This window comes from Paraburkholderia fynbosensis, from assembly GCF_902859935.1.
Taxonomy (GTDB): domain Bacteria; phylum Pseudomonadota; class Gammaproteobacteria; order Burkholderiales; family Burkholderiaceae; genus Paraburkholderia; species Paraburkholderia fynbosensis.
The window spans coordinates 19,496-41,234 of sequence record NZ_CADIKI010000008.1; the positions used below are offsets into that span (position 1 = coordinate 19,496).

19 protein-coding genes are annotated in these 21,739 nt (G+C 63.3%); 3 read left to right on the plus strand and 16 right to left on the minus strand.

Annotated features, from left to right (window positions below):
• Window positions 1-500 precede the first annotated feature (500 nt).
• Window positions 501-1,316 (plus strand): posphoenolpyruvate synthetase regulatory kinase/phosphorylase PpsR, encoded by an 816-nt coding sequence (ppsR, locus tag HV770_RS14870; protein WP_121317567.1) that lies wholly within the window; start codon window positions 501-503, stop codon window positions 1,314-1,316.
• Between the two features lie 147 nt (window positions 1,317-1,463).
• Here the strand turns inward: ppsR and HV770_RS14875 are convergent, their stop codons facing one another.
• From HV770_RS14875 to rpsB, 16 genes are all read right to left on the minus strand, one after another.
• Entirely contained in the window at window positions 1,464-2,249 is a 786-nt protein-coding gene (locus HV770_RS14875; protein ID WP_175160725.1) for a TrmH family RNA methyltransferase, read from the minus strand.
• 71 nt (window positions 2,250-2,320) lie between these two features.
• Window positions 2,321-3,079 carry a ribonuclease HII gene (gene rnhB / locus HV770_RS14880; RefSeq protein WP_175160727.1) on the minus strand — a complete coding sequence of 253 codons (759 nt, stop codon included), beginning with the start codon at window positions 3,077-3,079 and terminating at the stop codon, window positions 2,321-2,323.
• Window positions 3,076-4,245, minus strand: coding sequence for a lipid-A-disaccharide synthase (lpxB, locus tag HV770_RS14885; protein ID WP_175160729.1), 1,170 nt, complete (start codon window positions 4,243-4,245; stop codon window positions 3,076-3,078). The genes rnhB and lpxB overlap by 4 nt, the downstream gene beginning before the upstream one ends.
• A gap of 3 nt (window positions 4,246-4,248) precedes the next feature.
• Window positions 4,249-5,037, minus strand: a complete 789-nt coding sequence (gene lpxA / locus HV770_RS14890) for an acyl-ACP--UDP-N-acetylglucosamine O-acyltransferase (RefSeq protein ID WP_175160732.1) — start codon at window positions 5,035-5,037, stop codon at window positions 4,249-4,251.
• Between the two features lie 109 nt (window positions 5,038-5,146).
• Window positions 5,147-5,611, minus strand: a complete 465-nt coding sequence (gene fabZ, locus HV770_RS14895; RefSeq protein WP_012433437.1) for a 3-hydroxyacyl-ACP dehydratase FabZ — start codon at window positions 5,609-5,611, stop codon at window positions 5,147-5,149.
• A 214-nt stretch (window positions 5,612-5,825) separates the two neighbouring features.
• Complete coding sequence (gene lpxD, locus HV770_RS14900) at window positions 5,826-6,950, minus strand: UDP-3-O-(3-hydroxymyristoyl)glucosamine N-acyltransferase (RefSeq protein ID WP_175160734.1); 1,125 nt, start codon at window positions 6,948-6,950, stop codon at window positions 5,826-5,828.
• A gap of 92 nt (window positions 6,951-7,042) precedes the next feature.
• On the minus strand, window positions 7,043-7,564 hold the full coding sequence (locus tag HV770_RS14905) for an OmpH/Skp family outer membrane protein (RefSeq protein ID WP_174772087.1): 522 nt from the start codon (window positions 7,562-7,564) through the stop codon (window positions 7,043-7,045).
• 47 nt (window positions 7,565-7,611) lie between these two features.
• Window positions 7,612-9,924 (minus strand): outer membrane protein assembly factor BamA, encoded by a 2,313-nt coding sequence (gene bamA / locus HV770_RS14910; RefSeq protein ID WP_175160736.1) that lies wholly within the window; start codon window positions 9,922-9,924, stop codon window positions 7,612-7,614.
• 67 nt (window positions 9,925-9,991) lie between these two features.
• Window positions 9,992-11,386: an RIP metalloprotease RseP gene (gene rseP / locus HV770_RS14915; RefSeq protein ID WP_175160739.1), complete on the minus strand. Its 1,395-nt coding sequence runs from the start codon at window positions 11,384-11,386 to the stop codon at window positions 9,992-9,994.
• A 7-nt stretch (window positions 11,387-11,393) separates the two neighbouring features.
• The gene (locus HV770_RS14920) at window positions 11,394-12,599 is read right to left on the minus strand and encodes a 1-deoxy-D-xylulose-5-phosphate reductoisomerase (protein WP_175160740.1); all 1,206 of its coding nucleotides are present in this window, start codon (window positions 12,597-12,599) and stop codon (window positions 11,394-11,396) included.
• Between the two features lie 10 nt (window positions 12,600-12,609).
• Window positions 12,610-13,431: a phosphatidate cytidylyltransferase gene (locus HV770_RS14925; protein WP_175160742.1), complete on the minus strand. Its 822-nt coding sequence runs from the start codon at window positions 13,429-13,431 to the stop codon at window positions 12,610-12,612.
• The gene (uppS, locus tag HV770_RS14930) at window positions 13,425-14,207 is read right to left on the minus strand and encodes a polyprenyl diphosphate synthase (RefSeq protein ID WP_121317546.1); all 783 of its coding nucleotides are present in this window, start codon (window positions 14,205-14,207) and stop codon (window positions 13,425-13,427) included. The genes HV770_RS14925 and uppS overlap by 7 nt, the downstream gene beginning before the upstream one ends.
• 140 nt (window positions 14,208-14,347) lie before the next feature.
• Window positions 14,348-14,908 (minus strand): ribosome recycling factor, encoded by a 561-nt coding sequence (frr, locus tag HV770_RS14935; RefSeq protein WP_012433445.1) that lies wholly within the window; start codon window positions 14,906-14,908, stop codon window positions 14,348-14,350.
• Between the two features lie 100 nt (window positions 14,909-15,008).
• Entirely contained in the window at window positions 15,009-15,722 is a 714-nt protein-coding gene (gene pyrH / locus HV770_RS14940; protein ID WP_121317544.1) for a UMP kinase, read from the minus strand.
• 218 nt (window positions 15,723-15,940) lie between these two features.
• Complete coding sequence (tsf, locus tag HV770_RS14945; protein ID WP_175161115.1) at window positions 15,941-16,822, minus strand: translation elongation factor Ts; 882 nt, start codon at window positions 16,820-16,822, stop codon at window positions 15,941-15,943.
• Between the two features lie 194 nt (window positions 16,823-17,016).
• On the minus strand, window positions 17,017-17,769 hold the full coding sequence (gene rpsB, locus HV770_RS14950) for a 30S ribosomal protein S2 (protein WP_042323115.1): 753 nt from the start codon (window positions 17,767-17,769) through the stop codon (window positions 17,017-17,019).
• A gap of 546 nt (window positions 17,770-18,315) precedes the next feature.
• Here rpsB and map point away from each other — a divergent pair.
• Entirely contained in the window at window positions 18,316-19,125 is an 810-nt protein-coding gene (gene map, locus HV770_RS14955; RefSeq protein WP_175160744.1) for a type I methionyl aminopeptidase, read from the plus strand.
• A 30-nt stretch (window positions 19,126-19,155) separates the two neighbouring features.
• Window positions 19,156-21,735 carry a [protein-PII] uridylyltransferase gene (locus tag HV770_RS14960; RefSeq protein ID WP_175160746.1) on the plus strand — a complete coding sequence of 860 codons (2,580 nt, stop codon included), beginning with the start codon at window positions 19,156-19,158 and terminating at the stop codon, window positions 21,733-21,735.
• Window positions 21,736-21,739: the final 4 nt, after the last annotated feature.

Below are 21,739 nucleotides of genomic sequence, written 5' to 3' on the forward strand. Positions count from 1 at the left end.
ACGGCTGTGCAAGTGGGCTTGAACACGGAACGCCCATTGGGAGCGTGAGCCCGTGTCTTGCACAACCTGTTGGAGAAACAATCGCGGCAAAGGCCAACTGCAGCCTTGGCGTCAAACGCGCGACGAAAGGAGCGAATGGCCGAATTTACCGGTCGATCCACCCCATTGAGCACCAGTTACCGACCGAAAGCGCCGCGTTAAGCGGCCGTTCGCGGCGAGTTAGACGCCAATCGCCTGCAATTGCTTATCCAACAGGTTGCCGCTATTCTACCGTGCCGACTCCTAAAATGTGGCAGTCGGACGAGAATTGCGCCTCGAAACGCGCCCCGGACCGGCCGACGGGCTTTTGCGAGGCTCCTCCGCCATCCGGGCGCGGTTGTGGTGCCCACGGCGCGCTGCATCGACGCCGCTGCCTCGGCGGTTAGTCGCCGGGCAGCGTGCTCACCGCAGCGATCTTTGATTCGAGCGCTTTTTGCCGCTCACGTTCCCCAGCTCCACTGATGCCGCCCACCGTATTCATCGTCTCCGACGGTACCGGGATTACTGCCGAAACCTTCGCGCATTCGATCCTGTCCCAGTTCGACCAGAAATTCCGCCTGGTTCGCGTGCCCTTCGTCGACTCGACCGAAAAAGCCTACGCGACGCTCGAAAAGATCAACGAGGCGATCGTGCAGGACGGCCGCCGTCCGATCGTCTTCACCACGCTGGTGGACAGCGCGTCGAATCAGATCGTCAAAGGCTCGAATGCGCTGGTGCTGGACATGTTTCAGACCTTCGTCGAGCCGCTCGAACAGGAACTGGAGCTGAAGTCGAGTCACGCGATGGGCCGCGGCCACCAGAACGCGGACACCGAGGAGTACAAGAACCGGATCGAAGCGATCAACTTCTCGCTCGCCCACGACGACGGCCAGTCGAACCGCAATCTCGCCGACGCCGACGTGATCCTGGTCGGCGTGTCACGCAGCGGAAAAACGCCGACGAGCCTCTATCTGGCGATGCAGTACGGCGTCAAGGCGGCCAACTACCCGCTGATTCCGGAAGACTTCGAGCGCGGCAAGCTGCCGACGCCGCTGCTCGCACATCGGCAGAAGATGTTTGGTTTGTCGATCGATCCGCAACGGCTGTCGGAAATCCGTAACGAGCGTCGACCGGGCAGCAAGTATGCGGCGCCGGAGAATTGCCGCTACGAAATCAATGAAGCTGAAACGATGATGCGGCGTGAGGGGATCAAGTGGCTGTCGTCGACGCACAAGTCGATCGAAGAGATCGCGACGACGATCCTGCAGGAGATCAAGCTGGAGCGGCCGGCTTATTGAGCGCGGGTTGAGATTGCGACGACGCGGGACTGCTGGGTGATACGCAGCCGCATCAGCGAGGGCTGCACGACCTAGCATTGCGTCGTGGCATCTGCGAGCGGCCCTGCGAAACACACAGCGGCGCAGTGCGCGCCGCGATCTTTGCTATCAAACCCGTCCGCGCTGTTGACGACACTGCTCGAACACACAGACGGCTGCCGCAGCCGCCACGTTCAGCGACTCCATCCCGCCCGGCTGCGGAATCGTCACCCGCAGCGAAACCGCCTCGCGCCAGAGTTGCGACACGCCCGCCCCTTCGTTGCCGAACACCCACGCGAGCGGCCCGCTCAGATCGCAATCGTAAATCGCCTCGGCGCCGTGCGAATCGGTGATGACGATTGGCACCGCCAGGCGCTCGATCAACGCCTGCGCGTCGACATCCTCGTGAATCTGCAGCAGGAAGTGCGCACCCATGCCCGAGCGCAGTACCTTTGACGACCACGCGTACGCCGTCCCCGGTGCGCAGAACACCTGCTGAATCCCGGCCGCTGCCGCGCTGCGCAGAATCGAACCGACGTTGCCCGCGTCCTGCACGCCGTCGAGCACGAGGCAGGTTTGCGCGACCGTCTCGGGCAGCGGCGTATCGAGCTTCCCGACCAGCAGCAGAATTCCGACACCGTGCACGACATTCGACAACTGTCCGAACAACGCGTCCGGCAACGTCACAATGCGATGATCCTCGATGCGCGACACGATCGCCTGCGCTTCGTCGTGACCCAGCGCGCCATCGGTGACGATGCACATTTCCGGCTGCCCGGCGACGTCGAGATACGCGCTCGCGAGATGGAATCCTTCGAGCAGCGCGTGGCCGCTGCGGCGCTGTTGATGCGTCGAACCGGCCAATGCCTTCAGGCGTTTGTAGAGCGGATTGTCCCGCGAGGTGATGGCTTTCACAGGCAGCGAAGACGGTGAGATGGGAGAAGAGCGAGCGCTGCGCCTGAAAGCGCGCGTCGCTCAGAGGGAGTTCAGATGCCGCTGGCTTCGCCGAAGGCGTCGTCGTCGAACATTGCGTCGCCCAGCGTGCCCGGCACGATGACGACTTCCGCCGACGGCAACGGCACGCCCGTGCCGAATCGCAGATGCGCTTCGCGCACCGGCGCGAACGAGCGCCGATGGTGCTCGCACGGCCCATGCTCGCGCAGCGCCGCGAGGTGCTGCGGCGTGCCATAGCCAACATGCGCATTGAAACCGTACACAGGATGGCGCTGATGCAGTTCGAGCAGCATCCGGTCGCGCGTGACTTTGGCAAGAATCGACGCCGCTGAAATGCTCTTCACGAGCGCATCGCCGCCGATCACCGCTTCGCTGCGAATGCTCAGCGTCGGACAGCGATTGCCGTCGACCTTGACGAGCGTGGGCACGACCGACAGGCCTTCCACGGCGCGCTTCATCGCCAGCATCGTGGCGTGCAGGATGTTCAGCGAGTCGATTTCTTCGACCGTCGCCGACGCGACGCAGTACGCGAGTGCGCGCTCGACAATCTTGTCGTACAGCTCGTCACGCTTTTTGGCGCTGAGCACTTTCGAATCATCGAGCCCGCGAATCATCGGCCTGGCCGGATCGAAAATCACCGCAGCCGCGACGACGGGCCCGGCCAGCGGACCACGCCCTGCTTCGTCGACGCCGCAGACGATGTCATCCGCCGTCTCGAAGTTCAGGCCGACCTGCGCGGCGGTTCCAGCGACGGCCACAACCTTGCGGCGAGGTGCGCGTGTGATGGTCACAGCCGCCCCGTGCGCTTTTCGATGACGCTCGCCACGACTTCCGCCGCACGCTGCGCGGTATTCTGCTTCAGCAAGTGATGCATCTCCGTGAAGATTTCCGTCAGCGTGCGCCGGTTGGCTTCGTCGCGCAACTGTTTCAGCGTGGCTTCGGCGAGCGCCTGCGGCGTCGCGAAGTGTTGCAGGATTTCCGGCACCACGAAGCGTCCAGCCAGAATGTTCGGCAGGCCGACGTACGGCAGATAGCCCTGACGGCGCATGATCTGGCCGGTCAGCCAGGGCACCTTGTACGAAATGACCATCGGCTTTTTCAGCAGCGCGGCTTCGAGCGTCACGGTGCCGCTCTTCACGAGGATCGCGTCGGCGGCGGTCATCGCGAGTTGCGACTGGCCGTCGGTAATCGTCAGCGCAAGGCCCGGATGCGCGTCGACCAGTGGCCGCAGCATGTCGCGCAAGGTCGGCGTGGCCGCCGGCATCACGAAACGCAGCCCGGGCTCCTGGTGCTGCATCATCTCCATCGCGGCGAAAAACGTCGGGCCGATCAGATCGATTTCCGAGCGCCGGCTGCCCGGCAGCACCGCGATGATCGGCCCGCTTTCCGCGAGACCGAGCGCACGGCGCGCGCCGAGCGTGTCGGGTTCGAGCGGAATCTCGTCGGCGAGCGGATGACCCACGTATGAGGCCGCGACGCCCGCCTTTTCCAGCAGCGCCGTTTCGAACGGGAATACGCACAGCATGTGATCGACCGCTCTGGCGATCTTCTTGATGCGCCCGCCGCGCCACGCCCAGATTGACGGACAGACGAAGTGAACGGTCGGAATGCCCGCGTCGCGCAGCGCGTGCTCGAGCCCGAAATTGAAATCGGGCGCATCCACGCCGACGAACACCGACGGCGGCTCGGCCAGCAACTGACGCTTCAGTTCGTTGCGAATGCCGAGAATCTCGGGGATGTGCCGCAGCGCTTCGACATAGCCGCGCACCGTGAGCTTCTCCATCGGCCAGTGGGCGTCGAAATCCGTGGCGATCATGCGCGGACCGCCGATCCCGTAGTACTGGGTGCCGGCGGGCAGACGGCTCGCGAGACCGCCGAGCAGCGACGCCGCCAGCAGGTCGCCGGACGGCTCGCCGGCCACCATCGCGACGCGTAGCGGACTGGGTTGTAATGCCATCGGTTAGCGGATGATGCCGCGTTGCGACGCTTCGACGAACGCGAGCAGCGTCTGCACCGGCGCATCGCCGTCACCGCCGGCGGACGCGAGTTCGCGCAATTGCACCTTCGCCTCTTCCAGCGACAGACCGTTCTTGTACAGCACGCGATACGCCGTGCGCAGCGCCGAAATCGCATCCGGCGAGAAGCCGCGGCGGCGCAGGCCTTCGACGTTGATGCCATGCGGCTCCGCCTTGTTGCCGGCGGCGATCACGAACGGCGGGATGTCCTGCACCAGCGCCGAGGCGCCGCCCAGCATCGAATGCGCACCGATGCGCACGAACTGATGCACGCCCGACATGCCGCCGATGATCGCGTGGTCGCCGACCGTCACGTGGCCGGCCATCTGTGCGTTGCTCGACAGAATGACGTTGTTGCCGACGTGGCAGTCGTGCCCGATGTGCACGTAGGCCATGATCCAGTTGTCGTCACCCAGCGTGGTGACGCCGGCGTCCTGCGTCGTGCCGGTGTGGATCGTCGTGAATTCGCGGATCGTGTTGCGGTTGCCGATCACGAGCCGGGTCGGCTCGTCCTTGTACTTCATGTCCTGCGGACGGCCGCCGACCGCTGCGTAGTGGCCGATCCGGTTGTCTTCGCCGATCGTGGTGTAGCCTTCGATCACGCTATGCGAACCGACCGTGCTGCGTGCACCGATCGTCACGTGTGCACCGATCACGGCGTACGGACCGACGTCGACCGATTCGTCGAGTTCTGCGCCCGGTTCGACGATCGCAGTGGGATGAATCCTGCTCATGCGTCCTCGCTTCTGATTCTGTTGCGTTGTCTGGATGGGCTTCTGGCGGAACCGGCCGCGCCGGTGTCAAAACGCCCGCCGCCCGCTCCCTGGTTGCCTTGACGCGCGCTTAAGCGTCTTTGTCCGTGTGCCGCACCGCGCACATCAGGTCGGCTTCCGCCGCCACGACGCCATCCACTTCAGCGCGCGCCTTGAACTTCCAGATGCCGCGCATATGACGCTCGAACGTGCAGTTCAGGATCAGCTGATCGCCCGGCTCCACCACGCGCTTGAAGCGCGCATTGTCGATACCCACGAACAGATAGAGCGTGTTCGACGGATCGCTCGGCTCTTCCGAAAACGTCAGCAAAGCCGCGGTTTGCGCGAGCGCTTCGAGAATCAGCACGCCGGGCATGACCGGGCGCGTCGGAAAGTGCCCCTGGAAATACGGTTCGTTGATCGACACGTTCTTCAACGCTTTGATGCACTTGTGCGGCTCGAGTTCGAGCACCCGGTCGACCAGCAGGATCGGGTAACGATGGGGCAGCAGCGTGAGAATCTTATGAATGTCGAGATTGATTTTTTCGGTGCTCATGGTGTTTCTGCTCACGCATTGACTGCGCGATGATGACTGCGGATGCTGGTGCAGGTGGGTTGAAAACGCGTGCTGCAGGCGCCCGCCATGATCCGGCGGCCGTGCCACCCGGTCACGGCAACCGACTTTGCTTCGTGATGCTGCCCGCCATTTTACGCGGTGCCGGCAAGCTTACGCGATGCCGACGAACCGCCCTGATATCTCAAGGCTTATCTCAAGGCTTCTCGCCTGCGGAATTGCTTGCCGCGTTGCCCGCCGCATGGGGCTCCGCGTTGCCCGAACCGTCGGCCGCGGCGCTTTCGAGGGCCCGGATACGATCGCGCAGTTTGTCGATATTGCGCAGCAGGGCCGCGCTCTTGTTCCAGTCCGCATGGTTCACGGCTGGGAACGCGCTGGTGTACATACCGGGCTTGAGGAGTGATTTCGACACCCCCGACTTCGCGGTGACGATCACATAGTCGGCCAGCGTCACGTGCCCAGCAATGCCGACCGCGCCGCCGATCATGCAATGACGGCCGATCGTCGTGCTGCCCGCGATGCCCGCGCAACCAGCGATCACCGTGTACGCGCCGACCTTGCAGTTGTGGCCGATCTGCACGAGGTTGTCGATCTTCACGCACTCTTCGATGATCGTATCGGCCATTGCGCCACGGTCGATCGTGGTGTTCGCGCCGATTTCGACGTCCGCCGCGATCGACACGCCGCCGACCTGCGGAATCTTGACCCAGCTGCCGGTACGCACGTCGCCCTCACCGACGAAATCCGGCGCAAAGCCGAAACCGTCCGAGCCGATCACCGCGCCCGCGTGCACGATCACGCGCTCGCCGAGCTTGCAGCCGTGGTACACGGCGACATTCGGATACAGATGAGAGTCCGCGCCAATGCGCGTGCCCCGGCCGATCACGACATTGGCGTCCAGCCGGACGTTCTCGCCGATTACGGCGCCCGCTTCCACCGTGACGTGCGGGCCGACCACCGCGCTCGCGGCAACCTGCGCGGACGGATCGATGGTTGCGCTCGGATGCACGCCGGGCACAGCCTTCGGCGCGCCGAGGTCGATGAAGGTTTGCGCGACGCGCGCAAAGTAAGCGTACGGGTTCGGCGTGACGATGAAGTTACGGCCCTCACGCGAAGCCAGCTTCGCGAGGTCGTCGGCGTTGATCAACACCGCGCCCGCGCGAGTGGCTTCTACCTGCGACAGGTACTTCGGATTCGCGAGGAACGCCAGTTGGTTCGGGCCTGCCTGGTCGAGCGGCGCCAGACTGCCGACGCGCTGCGAACCGTTTCCGACTACCGTACCGCCGAACCGCTGGACGATGTCCTCGAGCGTAAATGCCATGCCTGTCCTGTCTCCTGCTGTTCAATCCAACCTGTTATTGCGTCCGCGTGCGGCGGCGTGCCGGTGTGGGCGTGCCGCCCCTCCGGCCTCCCTCAGTTGCCCGACGCTGCCAGCGCCTTGAGCACCTGGTCGGTGATGTCGATGCGCGGGCTCACGTACACCGCTTCCTGCACGATCAGATCGTAGTGCTGCGCTTCGGCGATCTGCTTGATGACCTTGTTGGCGCGGTCGAGCACCGCCGCCAGCTCCTCGTTGCGGCGCTGATTCAGATCTTCGCGGAATTCGCGTTGCTTGCGCTGGAAGTCCGTGTCCAGTTGCGACAGATCGCGCTGCTTCTGCGCACGATCGGCGGCCGACATCGACGCGCCGTTCTTGTCGAGCGAATCCGACATCGACTTCAGCTTCTGCGCCATGTCGGCGAGATCCTTGTCACGCTTCGCGAATTCGGCTTCGAGCTTGACCTGGGCAGCTTTCGCCGCCGCCGATTCGCGCAGGATACGGTCGGAATTCACCGCGGCGATCTTCGCCTCCTGCGCGTGCGCTACCCCGACGCCCAAGGTCATTGCCAGCGCCATCGCGCACGCTACACGTTTCGAAAACATACCGGTTAGCAAAGTCATCCTCTCGATACTGTAGTTTGGCTGGCCGCCTGCGGCCGTGATCAGAACGCCGTCCCGATCTGGAACTGGAATTTCTGATACTGGTCGCCGGTGTGCTTCGTAAGCGGGAAGCCCAGGCTGAGCTTGAGCGGGCCGATCGGCGAAATCCACGCCAGACCGACACCGTAGCCGTAACGCAGGCCGTTCGACCCGTTCGACGTCGCCGCGTTGCTCGCATCCGCCCAAACGTTACCAGCGTCAAGGAACGTAAACACTCGCAATGTGCGGTCGTAACCAGTGCCTGGCAATGGGAACGTCAGCTCGATGTTGCCCACCAGCAACTTCGAACCACCAATCGGGTCACCCGTCGTCTTGTCGCGCGGACCCAGCGAACTCGGCTCGTAGCCTCGCACCGAACCGATACCGCCCGCGTAATAATTCTTGAAAATTGGATAAGGCTTGCCGCCCAGGCCGTTACCGTAGCCGCCCTGAAAGTTGAAGCCCAACACGAAGCCGCGCGCAAACGAATAATAGTACTGCGCGTTGATGTCGGCCTTGTAATACTGGGTCCCGCCGATTGGCGTGCCATATTCCGCGTTCGCCTGCGTGAAATAACCGCGGCTTGGCACAAGTGCGCTGTCACGCGCGTCGCGCGACCAGCCCACCGTGATCGGCACGTTGTTCGACACGCGGCCGAAATCCTGCACGTATTGCTTGTACGAGGCCGGGGTGTTCGAGTCGACATCCAGCTGGTTCTGCTCGAGACCCGCGCCGAAATACACCGTGTCGACTTCGGAGAACGGAATGCCGAACTTCAGGTCGCCACCGATCGTGACGATCTTGAAGCTCGAATCCGTCGAGTAGTACAGCGGCTGGTACGTGCGGTAGTAGACGTCGGTAATACGCTTGATGCCGTCAACCGTGAAGTACGGATCGACCTGCGTGACCGTCAACGTGCGGTACGTCTTCGCGGTATTGACGTTCACCGCGAGACTCGTGCCCGAACCGAACACGTTGTCCTGCGACACACCGGCCGACAGCACCACCTTGTCGGTCGACGAGAAACCCGCGCCCAGCGTAATCGCGCCGGTCGGCTTTTCGGCCACCTTGACGTCCACATCGACCTGGTCCGGCGTGCCTTCGACCGGCACCGTGGTCACGTCGACGTCGGTGAAGTAGCCCAGACGGTTGATCCGGTCCTTCGACAGCGCGAGGCGGTTCGAATCGAACCACGAGCTTTCGAGCTGGCGCATTTCACGGCGCACCACTTCGTCGCGGGTGCGTGTGTTGCCGACCACGTTGATGCGGCGCACGTAGACGCGGCGGCTCGGATCCACCTGCAGCGTCAGGTCGACCTTGTGGTTGGTCTGATCGATCTGCGGCTGCGCATTGACGGTCGCGAACGCGTAGCCGTATTCGCCGAGCTTGTCGACGATCGCCTTCGTGGTGGCCTGCAGCTTTTCAGCCGAGAAACGGTCGCCCGGTTTGATCTTGATGAGTTTGGTCAGCTCCGCTTCGCGATCGAGCAGATTGCCGGCCAGCTTGATGTTCGAAATCGTGTACGGCTCGCCTTCGTGCAGCGTGACCGTCAGATACATGTCCTTCTTGTCCGGCGTGATCGACACCTGGGTCGACTCGATGTTGAACTCGAGATAGCCGCGATTCAGGTAATACGAGCGGACGTTTTCGAGGTCGCCGGTGAGCTTGTCTTTCGCGTAAAGGTCGTTCTTCGTGTACCACGAGAACCAGTTCGGCGTGGACAGCTGCATTTCGTCGCGCAGCGTACCCGTGCTGAACGCCTTGTTGCCGATAAAGTTGATCTGGCGGATCTTCGCGCTCGGACCTTCGGCGACCGAGAACAGCACCGACACGCGATTACGGTCAATCGGCGTCACCGTGGTGGTCACTTCGGCGGCGTAATAACCGCGCGTCAGATACTGGCGCTTGAGTTCCTGCTCCGCGCGATCGACCAGCGCCTTGTCGTAATAACGGCCTTGCGACAAACCGACCGCGCGCAGCGCCTTGGTCAGGTTTTCCTTGTCGAATTCATGAATGCCGGCGAAGTCGATCGTACCGATGGCCGGACGTTCCAGCACCTGTACGATGACCACATTGCCTTCGGTCGCAATCTTGACGTCGTTGAAGAAGCCCGTGGCGTACAGCGCGCGAATTGCTTCGGACGCCTTGTCGTCGCTAAACGTGTCGCCTTGCTTGATGGGCAGATACGCGAACACGGTACCGGGTTCGACGCGTTGCAATCCCTCAATGCGGATGTCTTGCACCACGAAGGGCGACGTTGCGTGAGCAACCAGCCCATGCGCGGCGAAAGCCGCGGCTATAACCGTTTTTGGAACAAAGCGATGAGGTTTAAACAACGTGCTTCCCCAGTGTATATAGCTGCATCAGGTCAGGCGGTCGCCATCGTGAACGCCGCCGGACACTTTAAAAATGGATTAAACGAGCCAGATCGTTGAACAGCGCGATCGCCGACAATGCGACGATGCAGGCGAGACCCGCCCTCTGAAAAACGAGTTGCCAGCGATCGGAGACAACTTTACCGGTCACAGCTTCAACCAAATAATATAACAGATGACCCCCGTCCAATACCGGAATTGGTAGCAGGTTCAGTACGCCAAGGCTAATACTGACAAGGGCCAGGAACGACAGGAATGCAGAAGGACCCAGACGTGCGCTCTTTCCTGCGTAGTCGGCGATCGTCACCGGACCGGAAAGATTTTTCAGCGATGCTTCGCCGACGATCATCCTGCCGAACATGCGTACCGAATAGACCGCGAGATCCCACGTGCGGCGCGCGCCCAGTTGCAGACTCTCGATCGGCCCGTAACGCACGTCGATCGACGGCACCTGGGTCGCCAGTTCCGCGCCGATGCGGCCGATCTGCTGACCGGTCGCAGGATCGCGCTGCGCTTGCGGAACGATGCTGATGTCTTCGAGCTTGCCCGCCGCCTGAGCGCCCCGGCCCCCGCGCTCCACCTGCAACGTGACCGGCTGGCCGGCGTGCGATTTTACATAAGCGATGAAGGTCGCGGCATTGTCGGTCGGCGTGCCGTTGATGGCGCGCAAACGATCGCCCGCGACGAGGCCGGCTCGCTGCGCCGCGCTGCCCGGCTGCACGCCGGCCACCATCAGCTTGCCGCCGCCCGGCTCGAAACCGAGACGCGACATGAAGTCGTCGTCGACGTCTTTCTCGCTGATAGCGCGCAGGTCGAGCGGAAAATCGGAAACGCCGTGCGCGTCCTTCGCACTCAGCACGATGTGCTTCTGATCGAATGCCGCACCCAGCAGTTTCCAGCGCAGGTCCGACCATGAGCGGACCGGTTCCGAATCGTCGGCCCTGCCGACCCGCACCGCGACGATGGTCTCGCCGCCCTCGAAGCCGGCCACCGCCGCCGGCGTATTCGGCGCGGGCGCCGCGAGCACCGCCGCCGGCTCGGTCACGCCACTGGCAAACACGAGCGCGAACAGGACGATGGCCAGCAGGAAGTTCGCGACCGGGCCGGCCGCGACGATCGCAAAGCGCCGCCACACCGACTGCCGGTTGAACGCATGCGGCAACTCGTCGGCGGGAATCGGCGCGGTGCCGGTTTCGCGCTCGTCGAGCATCTTCACGTAGCCGCCAAGAGGCAGCGCGGCAATGGTCCATTCGGTGCCCGTCTTCGGGCTCACCCACTGGAACAGCGGCTTGCCGAAGCCGATCGAAAAGCGCAGCACCTTCACGCCGCATAGTCGCGCGACGCTGTAATGCCCATACTCGTGGACGACCACGAGTACGCCGATCGCGACCGCGAAGGCGAGCAGTTCAATCAGCAGATTCATAAGCGCCTCACTGGACGGCGCGTTCCGTACGACGGGCGCCGTCGGGCAGACGCGCGATGAATTCAGCAGCGGCGCGACGCGCGGCGGCATCCGCTTCGATTACGTCTTCGAGCGCGTGTGCGCTGCGGTTCGGCAAAGCGTTGAGCACCGAGTCGACCACCTGCGCGATCGTCATGAAACCGATCCGGCGCGACAGGAACGCCTCCACCGCAATTTCGTTCGCGGCATTCAGCGCCGCGCTGGCGATGCCGCCCTCGGCCAGCGCCTTCATCGCCAGCGCGAGACACGGGAAGCGCGTGTAATCCGGCTTCTCGAACGACAGCGAGGCGATCTGCGCGAGATCGAGCTGCGCGACGCCCGAATCCACCCGATCCGGGAATGCCAGCGCGTGAGCAATCGGCGTGCGCATGTCGGGGTTGCCAAGCTGCGCGAGCACCGAACCGTCGGCGTACGAAACCAGCGAGTGAATCACGCTTTGCGGGTGGATCAGCACGTCGATACGCTCGCCCGGCAAACCGAACAGCCAGTGGGCCTCGATGACTTCGAGGCCCTTGTTCATCATCGTCGCGGAGTCGACCGAAATCTTGCGGCCCATGACCCAGTTCGGATGCTTGCAGGCTTCGTCCGGCGTGACGTCGACGAGCGTGGCCGGTTCGCGGGTGCGAAACGGGCCGCCCGACGCGGTCAGGATGATCTTGGAGACGCCGCCGTGCAGCGCGGCTTCGCGCGGCAGGCACTGGAAAATCGCGTTGTGTTCGCTGTCGACTGGCAGCAGCACCGCGCCGTTGTCGCGCACCGCGTCCATGAAGATCGCGCCGGACATCACCAGCGCTTCCTTGTTGGCGAGCAGGATGCGTTTGCCGGCACGTGCGGCCGCAAGGCTCGGCGCGAGGCCGGCTGCGCCGACGATCGCCGCCACCACCGTGTCGCAGCCGTCGCTCTTCGACACGTCGACGAGCGCTTGCGGCCCGTAGGTGACCTCGGTCTTGCTACCCGCATCGCGCAGTTTCGCCGCGACGCGCGCGGCGGTGTCGGCGTCGCCGACCACCGCGACTTCGGGTTTGAAGCGCAGGCATTGCTCGACGAGCTTGTCGCCGTTGCGATGCGCGGAGAGCGCATAAACCGAAAAACGCTCGGGATGACGCGCGACGACGTCGAGCGTGCTGTCTCCAATCGAGCCCGTGGAACCGAGCAATGTCAGACGTTTTTGCATATCTCTTTCTCTAGCCGAGCAGCAGCATGGCAAGCGGCAGCACCGGCAATAATGCGTCGATGCGGTCGAGCACGCCGCCGTGCCCCGGCAACAGGCCGCTTGAATCTTTCACCCCGGCCTGGCGTTTCAACATCGATTCGAACAGGTCGCCCACCACGCTGAAGGCCACCAGCAAGGTCAATGCGAGCAGTGTGCGCGCGGCGCCCCATTGCGCCAGCAGCGCAGAATACAGGGTCGGCTCGAACGCGTGCAAAAAGACCGCCGCAGCAGCGACGATCATTACCACCAGCCAGCCGCCGATCGCGCCCTCCCAAGTCTTACCCGGACTGATGGCAGGCGCCAGCTTGTGTTTTCCGAATGCTTTTCCGGAGAAGTATGCGCCGATATCGGCCAGCCATACCAATAGCAGCAGCGACAGCACGAAGGGCACGCCCTGCATGCGCGCGGCGACGAGAGCATGCCAGCAAGCGACGAATACCACAATGCCGGCAAGAAACAGAAAGATGCGCCATGCCCCCTGCGCGAGCGTAGGCTTGCGCAGCAGCACGAACGGCCCGGCGACCACCCAGAAGATGGCCGCGGCCTTGAAGAGCGAGTGGCCCTCCACGACGCCCGCGCCGAGCCGCGTGCTGGCGACGAGCGCGACCGCCGCCACCAGCGCATAAATGACCGGACCGGCGCCGCCCAGCTTGAGCAGGCGCGCCCACTCCCATGCGGCGAACACGACGACGAAGGCGATCAGCGCACCGAACGCGCCAACCGGCGCGAACAGCGTGACCGGCAGGAATACTGCCAGCAGGATGATCGCCGTGATGACACGGGTTTTTAGCATGGAAGCGAATCGACGTTTTGCGATTGCGGCTCGAGTTGAGCACTAGTGCGGCCGAAGCGGCGTTCGCGCTCCGCGTACGAAGCGATGGCGTGGCCGAGCGCGTCGGCATCGAAATCCGGCCAGAAGGTGTCGGTGAAGTAGAACTCGGTGTAGGCGAGCTGCCACAGCAGGAAGTTGCTGACGCGGCGCTCACCGCCGGTGCGGATAAACAGGTCCGGCTCCGGCGCATAAGCCATGGACAGGTGCTCGGCGAACGAATCCTCGTTGACCTCGACTGCCTTGCCCGCTGCCGCCGACTGCTCGGCGAGCTTGCGGGTGGCCTGCATGATGTCCCAGCGACCGCCGTAATTTGCGGCGATGGTCAGCGTGAGACGGGTATTGCGTGCGGTTTTGGTTTCCGCGCGCTTGATCAGGTCGCGGATGCGCGTATCGAAACGGTCCAGATCGCCGACCACGCGCAAGCGGATGCCGTTCGCGTGCAGCTTGCCGATCTCGCGCTCCAGCGCGGTGACGAACAGGCGCATCAGGAACGACACTTCCTCGTTCGGACGGCGCCAGTTCTCGGAACTGAAGGCGAACAGCGTCAGGTATTCGACGCCTTGCCGGGCGCACGCCTCGACGGCCGCACGCACCGCGTCGACGCCGCGCGTATGGCCCGCCACGCGCGGCAAGCGCCGCTGGGTGGCCCAACGGCCGTTGCCATCCATGATGATCGCGATATGTCGCGGCACCGCGGCGACATCAGGCACGCGCACGGTTGAGCTGGTATAGGTCATGGCCGTTGGACAGTGACTGCAAATAAAGAAGTGAAAATCGTGAAGATGCTGAGTGGCTTCCCCACCCGGCTTTCAAGCCGAGCCCCCGGGGGACCGGGAAAACGTCGGGCAACCGGCGCTTTCCCAAGAGCCGGCCGATCTCAGACCGTCATGATCTCGGCTTCTTTCGTCACGACGAGCTTGTCGATTTCAGCGACGAACTTGTCTGTGAGCTTCTGAACGTCGTCGCCTGCGCGACGCTCGTCGTCTTCCGAAATTTCCTTGTCTTTCACGAGCTTCTTCAGCTGCTCGTTGGCGTCGCGACGCAGGTTGCGGACCGCAACCTTGGCCGTTTCCGCTTCGCTCTTGACCACTTTGGTGAGTTCGCGGCGGCGTTCCTCGGTCAGCGCGGGCATCGGCACGCGGATCACGTCGCCTTGCGTGGCCGGGTTCAGACCGAGGTCCGACTCGCGGATCGCCTTTTCGACGACCTGGACCATCTTCTTTTCCCACGGCTGCACGCCGATCGTGCGCGCGTCGATCAGCGTCAGATTCGCGACCTGCGAAATCGGCACCGGCGAACCGTAGTAATCGCACTGGATGTGATCGAGCAGGCCCGTGTGCGCACGGCCCGTGCGGATCTTCGACAGGTCGTTCTTGAACGCGTCGATGGAGCGCTGCATTTTTTGTTCAGCGCCCTTCCTGATATCAGCCACAGACATTTTTAAACCTCCCAACCTTCAAAACGGTGCGAGCCGGCCTGCGCGCGCAATAGGCGGCGGCCTGGGCCCGCGTTAAAGCCCACGTTATGTGAACGAGAGTTTACACGTGGACGAGCGTGCCTTCGTCCTCGCCTTGTACGATGCGCTTGAGCGCGCCCGCCTTGACGATCGAAAAAACGCGGATCGGCAGCTTCTGGTCGCGGCACAGCGCGAACGCCGTAGCGTCCATCACCTGCAGATTGCGGCCGATTGCTTCGTCGAAGCTGATCGTCATGTAGCGGGTCGCGCTCGGATCTTTCTTGGGATCGGCCGAATAGACGCCGTCCACCTTGGTTGCCTTCAGCACGACTTCCGCGCCGATTTCCGAGCCGCGCAGTGCGGCGGCCGTGTCGGTCGTGAAGAACGGGTTGCCGGTGCCGGCCGCGAAAATCACGACCTTGCCTTCTTCGAGCTGGCGAATCGCGCGGGGCCGGATGTACGGCTCGACCACCTGGTCCATGCGCAGCGCCGATTGCACGCGCGCTTCGATACCGGCGTGGCGCATCGCGTCCTGCAGCGCCAGCGCGTTCATCATCGTGGCCAGCATGCCCATGTAGTCGGCCGTGGCGCGATCCATACCGGCTGCGCCACCCGCGACGCCGCGGAAAATATTGCCGCCGCCGATCACCACGGCCAACTGCGTTCCGAGACGGACCACTTCGGCCACGTCCGCCACCATTCGTTCGATGGTCGCGCGATTGATGCCAAAGGCATCGTCGCCCATCAGAGCTTCACCGGAGAGTTTGAGCAGGACGCGTTTGTAGGCAGTGGGCATAGAGGTATCCAGATCGCGCAGAACAGGGCAACAACAAGGGACTAATGTAGGGGTGAAATGCTGATTCGGGCAAGCGCCGCCAAATTGTCGGACCCTCGGGTCCGACGGCGGCTGCGCTGCGAGGGTCAACCCGCGCGCAGCCTTGCGGCGCTGCCGACCGCGGCAGAGTCTTGCTCCGCCGCGGGTCCAACGGTACTACCGTGAAGCTTCGGTGAGACTTATTGTTGCTTTGCAGCAGCGACTTGCGCGGCCACTTCTGCTGCGAAGTCGTCCTGCTTCTTCTCGATGCCCTCGCCGACCACGAACAGCGCGAACTTCTGCACGCTCGCGTTGCCGGCCTTCAGCATCTGTTCGATCGTCTGCTTGTCGTTCTTAACGAACGTCTGATTCAGCAGCGACACTTCCTTCAGGTACTTCTGCACGCTGCCGTCGACCATCTTGGCGACGATTTCAGCCGGCTTGCCCGATTCGGCGGCCTTCTGTTCGGCGATGCTGCGTTCCTTGGCAATCAGGTCCGCAGGCACCTCGTCCGACGACAGCGAAACCGGCTTCATCGCGGCGATGTGCATTGCCACGTCCTTGCCGACCTGCTCGTCCGCGCCGGTGTACTCGACCAGCACGCCGATACGCGTGCCGTGCAGGTACGCTGCCAGCTTGTTAGCCGTGTCGAAGCGCACGAAACGGCGGATCGACAGGTTTTCGCCGATCTTGCCGACGAGTGCGAGACGCACCGCGTCGACCGTCGAGCCGTCCAGCGGCAGCGCCGACAAGGCAGCGACGTCAGCCGGGTTTTGCGTAGCGACCAGCTCGGCGATCTGCTTCGAGAAAGCCAGGAAGTCGTCGTTCTTCGAAACGAAGTCGGTTTCGCAGTTCAGTTCGACGAGCGAACCCGCGTTGCCGCCGATAAACGATGCGACCACGCCTTCAGCCGTCACGCGCGACGCTGCCTTGCTGGCCTTGTTGCCCAGCTTCACGCGCAGCAGCTCTTCAGCGCGCGCCATGTCGCCGTCGGCTTCCGTCAGCGCCTTCTTGCATTCCATCATCGGCGCGTCGGTCTTTGCGCGCAGTTCTGCAACCATGCTTGCGGTAATTGCCGCCATCATTTGCTCCTTGAGTTCCGTCTGTCACACGCCGCCCGCACTTCGATACCGGCGGCAAGAATTCGTTTCAGCGTTCCACGTAATTTTTTACGGACAACGCGCTGGGCACCGCCTGCAGCGCCCCACTACAATGTCGCGGCTTAAAAAAAGGGGGCCTGTAGAAAGCCCCCTTTTTTGCCGGACACGGGGCAGCTTTACGCTTCCGAGTTGACCTCGACGAACTCGTCGCCGTTGTCGCCACGAGCAGCCTGCACCACTTCGTTGACCGCGTTCGCACGGCCTTCGAGGATCGCGTCGGCCACGCCAGCCGTGTACAAAGCGACAGCCTTGGAGGCGTCGTCGTTACCCGGGATCACGTAGTCGATGCCTTCCGGCGAGTGGTTCGTATCGACCACTGCGATGACCGGAATGCCGAGCTTGTTCGCTTCGGTGACGGCAATCTTGTGATAGCCGACGTCGACCACGAAGATCGCGTCCGGAATGCCGCCCATGTCCTTCACGCCGCCGATCGACTTCTGCAGCTTGGCCATTTCGCGTTCGAACAGCAGCGCTTCCTTCTTGCTCATGCGTTCGGTTTCGCCTGCTTCCAGCGCCGCTTCCATGTCCTTCAGGCGCTTGATCGAAACCTTCAGCGTCTTGAAGTTGGTCAGCATGCCGCCGAGCCAGCGTGCGTTGACGAACGGCATACCAGCGCGTTGCGCCTCTTCAGCGATCGTGTCGCGCGATTGACGCTTCGTGCCGACGAACAGGATCGTGCCGCGGTTCGCTGCCAGTTGACGCGCGTACTTCAGCGCGTCGTTGTACATCGGCAGCGTCTTTTCGAGGTTGATGATGTGAATCTTGTTGCGATGACCGAAAATGAAGGGGGCCATCTTCGGGTTCCAGAAGCGCGTTTGGTGACCGAAGTGGACACCGGCTTCCAGCATTTGACGCATGGTAACTGCCATGAAAATCTCCGCGAGGGTTGGGTCTTAAGCCGGCCGCCGTATCGGCCGCGCCCGCCTTCTTCTTTGGCTGGAACGCGACGGACACCCTGGGTGCGCCGGCTTGCGAGTTTGCTGCCTGGGTACCGCCTTAACCTCATAGCGCAGGCAACCGGCGTTATGAGAAGCCTTTCCTGCCCGCCATCGCTCCCTATGAGACACTCATACGGAGCAAATAAACAGGACATGGATCGGCTTAGCCAAAGATTATAGCACGCGCCTATGACCCGACTCAACCTGCCTGGCCGCTCCGTTTGCCAGGGCCGGATTGCGGCACGAGTGTGCCCTCGCCGCGACGCGCGACGTAAAGCCTGGCATACCATTAAGTGAAGCGTGACGCCCGTCAGCGCCAGCAGCCAGTCCCCGATCACCACCCTTCGACCTTTTGGACCGCCCCTCGGGCGGCCGCCAAAAACATCCGCCAAAACGCGCCAGGCCCGCTGCAAAAGCCTGCGGCAGCCGGAATATGGTGCGATAATCTCGCAATAAATCGCATTTCAGGCCCGACTCATGGCTATTACGCTCAAAAACGAACACGATATCGCGCAAATGCGCGTCGCCTGCAAACTCGCGAGCGAAGTGCTCGACTACATTACCCCGTTCGTCAAGGCCGGCGTCACGACCGGCGAACTCGACCGTCTGTGTCACGAATACATGCTGAAGGAACAGGGTACGGTTCCGGCGCCGCTGAATTATCAGCCGCCCGGTTACCCGCCCTACCCGAAGGCCACCTGCATTTCCGTCAACGACGTGATCTGCCACGGCATCCCCGGCGACAAGACGCTGAAGAACGGCGATGCGCTGAACATCGACATCACGGTGATCAAGGAAGGCTATTTCGGCGACACGAGCCGCATGTTCATCGTCGGCGAAGGCTCGATTCTGGCCAAACGGCTCGTGCAGACCACCTTCGAATGCATGTGGCTCGGCATCGACCAGGTGCGTCCCGGCGCGCATCTCGGCGACATCGGCCATGCCATCCAGAAACACGCGGAAGGCCAGGGCTACAGCGTGGTGCGCGAATATTGCGGCCACGGCATCGGCACGGTATTTCACGAAGACCCGCAAATCCTGCACTACGGCCGCCCCGGCACCGGGCTCGAACTGCAGGCCGGCATGATCTTCACGATCGAGCCGATGATCAACGCCGGCCGCCGCGACATCCGCACCATGCCGGACCAGTGGACCGTCAAGACCAAGGACCGCAGCCTGTCGGCGCAGTGGGAACACACGGTGCTCGTCACGGAAACCGGCTACGACGTCCTGACCGTGTCCGCGGGCACGCCGGCGCGTCCGCCGATCGTCGCCGCCACCGCCTGACCGACCTCCGACCTTACCGCCCACCTGCCAATGAGTAGTGTTCCAGTCGTCGCCCAATCCCATGCCACGTCGCTGAAGGCGGACTACAAAGTGGCCAAAGCCCAATTGCTGGAACGCTTCAGAACGGCCACCAACGTCGATGCGTTGATGGCGGCCCTCGCACGCACCACGGACGACTCGCTGCGCGCCGCCTGGGACACCTGCGAACTGCCGGGCGAACTGGCGCTGCTGGCCGTCGGCGGCTACGGGCGGGGCGAACTGGCGCCGCACTCCGATATCGACATCCTCGTGCTGCTGCCCGATGCGCCGATCGAGCATCTGGAAGGACGCATCGAACGCTTTATCAGCCTTGCGTGGGATTTGGGGCTGGAACTCGGCAGCAGCGTACGCAGCGTGTCGCAATGTCTTGAAGAAGCCGCCAACGACGTCACCGTGCGCACCTCGCTGCTGGAAGCGCGCCGTATCACGGGCAGCGCCGCACTGTTCGACGACTTCGCGAAGCACTACCGCGCGGCGCTCGACCCGAAGGCGTTCTTTCAGGCGAAAGTGCTGGAAATGCGCCAGCGCCACGCCAAGTTCCAGGACACCCCATACGCGCTCGAACCCAACATCAAGGAAAGCCCGGGCGGCCTGCGCGATCTCCAGCTGATTCTCTGGATCACCCAGGCGGCCGGTTTCGGGAGCAGCTGGCGCGAACTCGAGGCGCGCGAGCTGATCACCGAGCGCGAAGCGCGCGAACTGCGCCACAACGAAGGTTTCCTGAAGTCGCTGCGCGCACGCTTGCATCTGATCGCCGGGCGTCGCCAGGACATCATGGTGTTCGACCTGCAGACGCCCGTGGCCGAGAGCTTCGGCTTCAAGCCGACCGTCACGAAGCGCGCCAGCGAACAGCTGATGCGCCGCTACTACTGGGCCGCCAAGGCCGTCACGCAGCTCGCCACGATCCTGATCCAGAACATCGAAGCGCAGCTCTTTCCCAGCACGAGCGGCATTACGCGCGTGCTGTCGGCGCGCTTCGTCGAAAAGCAGGGGATGCTGGAAATCGCCAGCGACGATGTCTTCGAGCGCGAGCCGAACGCGATCCTCGAAGCCTTCCTCCTGTACGAGCAAACACCGGGCGTCAAAGGCCTGTCGGCCCGCACGCTGCGCGCGATCTACAACGCCCGCGACGTGATGGACCAGCACTGGCGGCGTGATCCGGAAAACCGGCGCCTCTTCATGGACATCCTGAAGCAGCCGGCCGGCATCACGCACGCGTTGCGCCTGATGAACCAGACGAGCGTGCTCGGGCGCTACCTGCTGAATTTCCGGCGCATCGTGGGGCAGATGCAGCACGACCTGTATCACGTCTACACCGTCGACCAGCACATCCTGATGGTGCTGCGCAATCTGCGTCGCTTTGCGGTGGCCGAGCACGCCCACGAGTATCCGTTCTGCAGCCAGTTGATCGCCAACCTCGACCGGCCGTGGGTGCTGTACGTGGCGGCGTTGTTTCACGATATCGCCAAGGGCCGCGGCGGCGATCATTCGACGCTCGGCATGGTCGACGCGCGGCGCTTTTGCCGCCATCACGGCATCGAGGGCGAGGACGGCGACCTGGTCGTCTGGCTGGTGCAACAGCATCTGACCATGAGCCAGGTCGCACAGAAGCAGGATACGAGCGATCCGGAAGTCATCAAGCGCTTTGCCGAACTCGTCGGCACCGAGCGCCGTCTGACCGCGCTTTATCTGCTGACCGTGGCCGACATTCGCGGCACCAGCCCGAAAGTCTGGAACACGTGGAAAGGCAAGCTGCTCGAAGATCTGTACCGCGCCACGCTGGCTGTCCTCGGCGGCGCGCGGCCGGACGCGCATTCGGAACTGAAGTCCCGCCAGGAAGAGGCGCTCGCGCTGCTGCGCCTCGAAACCGTGCCCGAGGGCGCGCAAAAGGCGCTGTGGGACAAGCTCGACATCGGCTATTTCCTGCGCCACGACGCGGCGGACATCGCGTGGCAAACGCGCGTGCTGTACCGCCATGTTGAAGCGCCGACGCCGATCGTGCGGGCTCGCCCGTCGCCGATCGGCGAAGCGTTGCAGGTGCTCGTGTACGTGAAGGATCAGCCCGATCTGTTCGCCGGCATTTGCGCGTATTTCGACCGCAATGGCCTGTCGGTGCTGGATGCGCGGGTCAGCACGACCCGTCACGGCTATGCGCTCGATAATTTCCTCGTCGCGCATACCGAAGAAGACGTGCATTATCGCGATATTGCCAATCTCGTCGAACAGGAACTGACCGCACGTCTCACCGGCCACGGAACCCTTTTGCCGGGGCCGTCTAAAGGCCGCTTGTCGCGGCTGTCGCGGACCTTCCCTGTTACGCCGCGCGTCGATCTTCGGGCCGACGAGCGCGGCCAATACTACATCCTGTCCGTGTCGGCGAACGACCGGCCAGGCCTTCTTTATTCGATCGCGCGCGTGCTGGCCGAGCACCGGGTCGGCGTCGCGTCGGCGCGGATCAATACGCTCGGCGAACGCGTCGAAGACGTGTTCCTGCTGGATGGACACGGTCTGTCGGACAACCGCCTGCAAATTCAGGTCGAGACCGAACTGCTGCGCGCGATTGCAGTGTGAGATT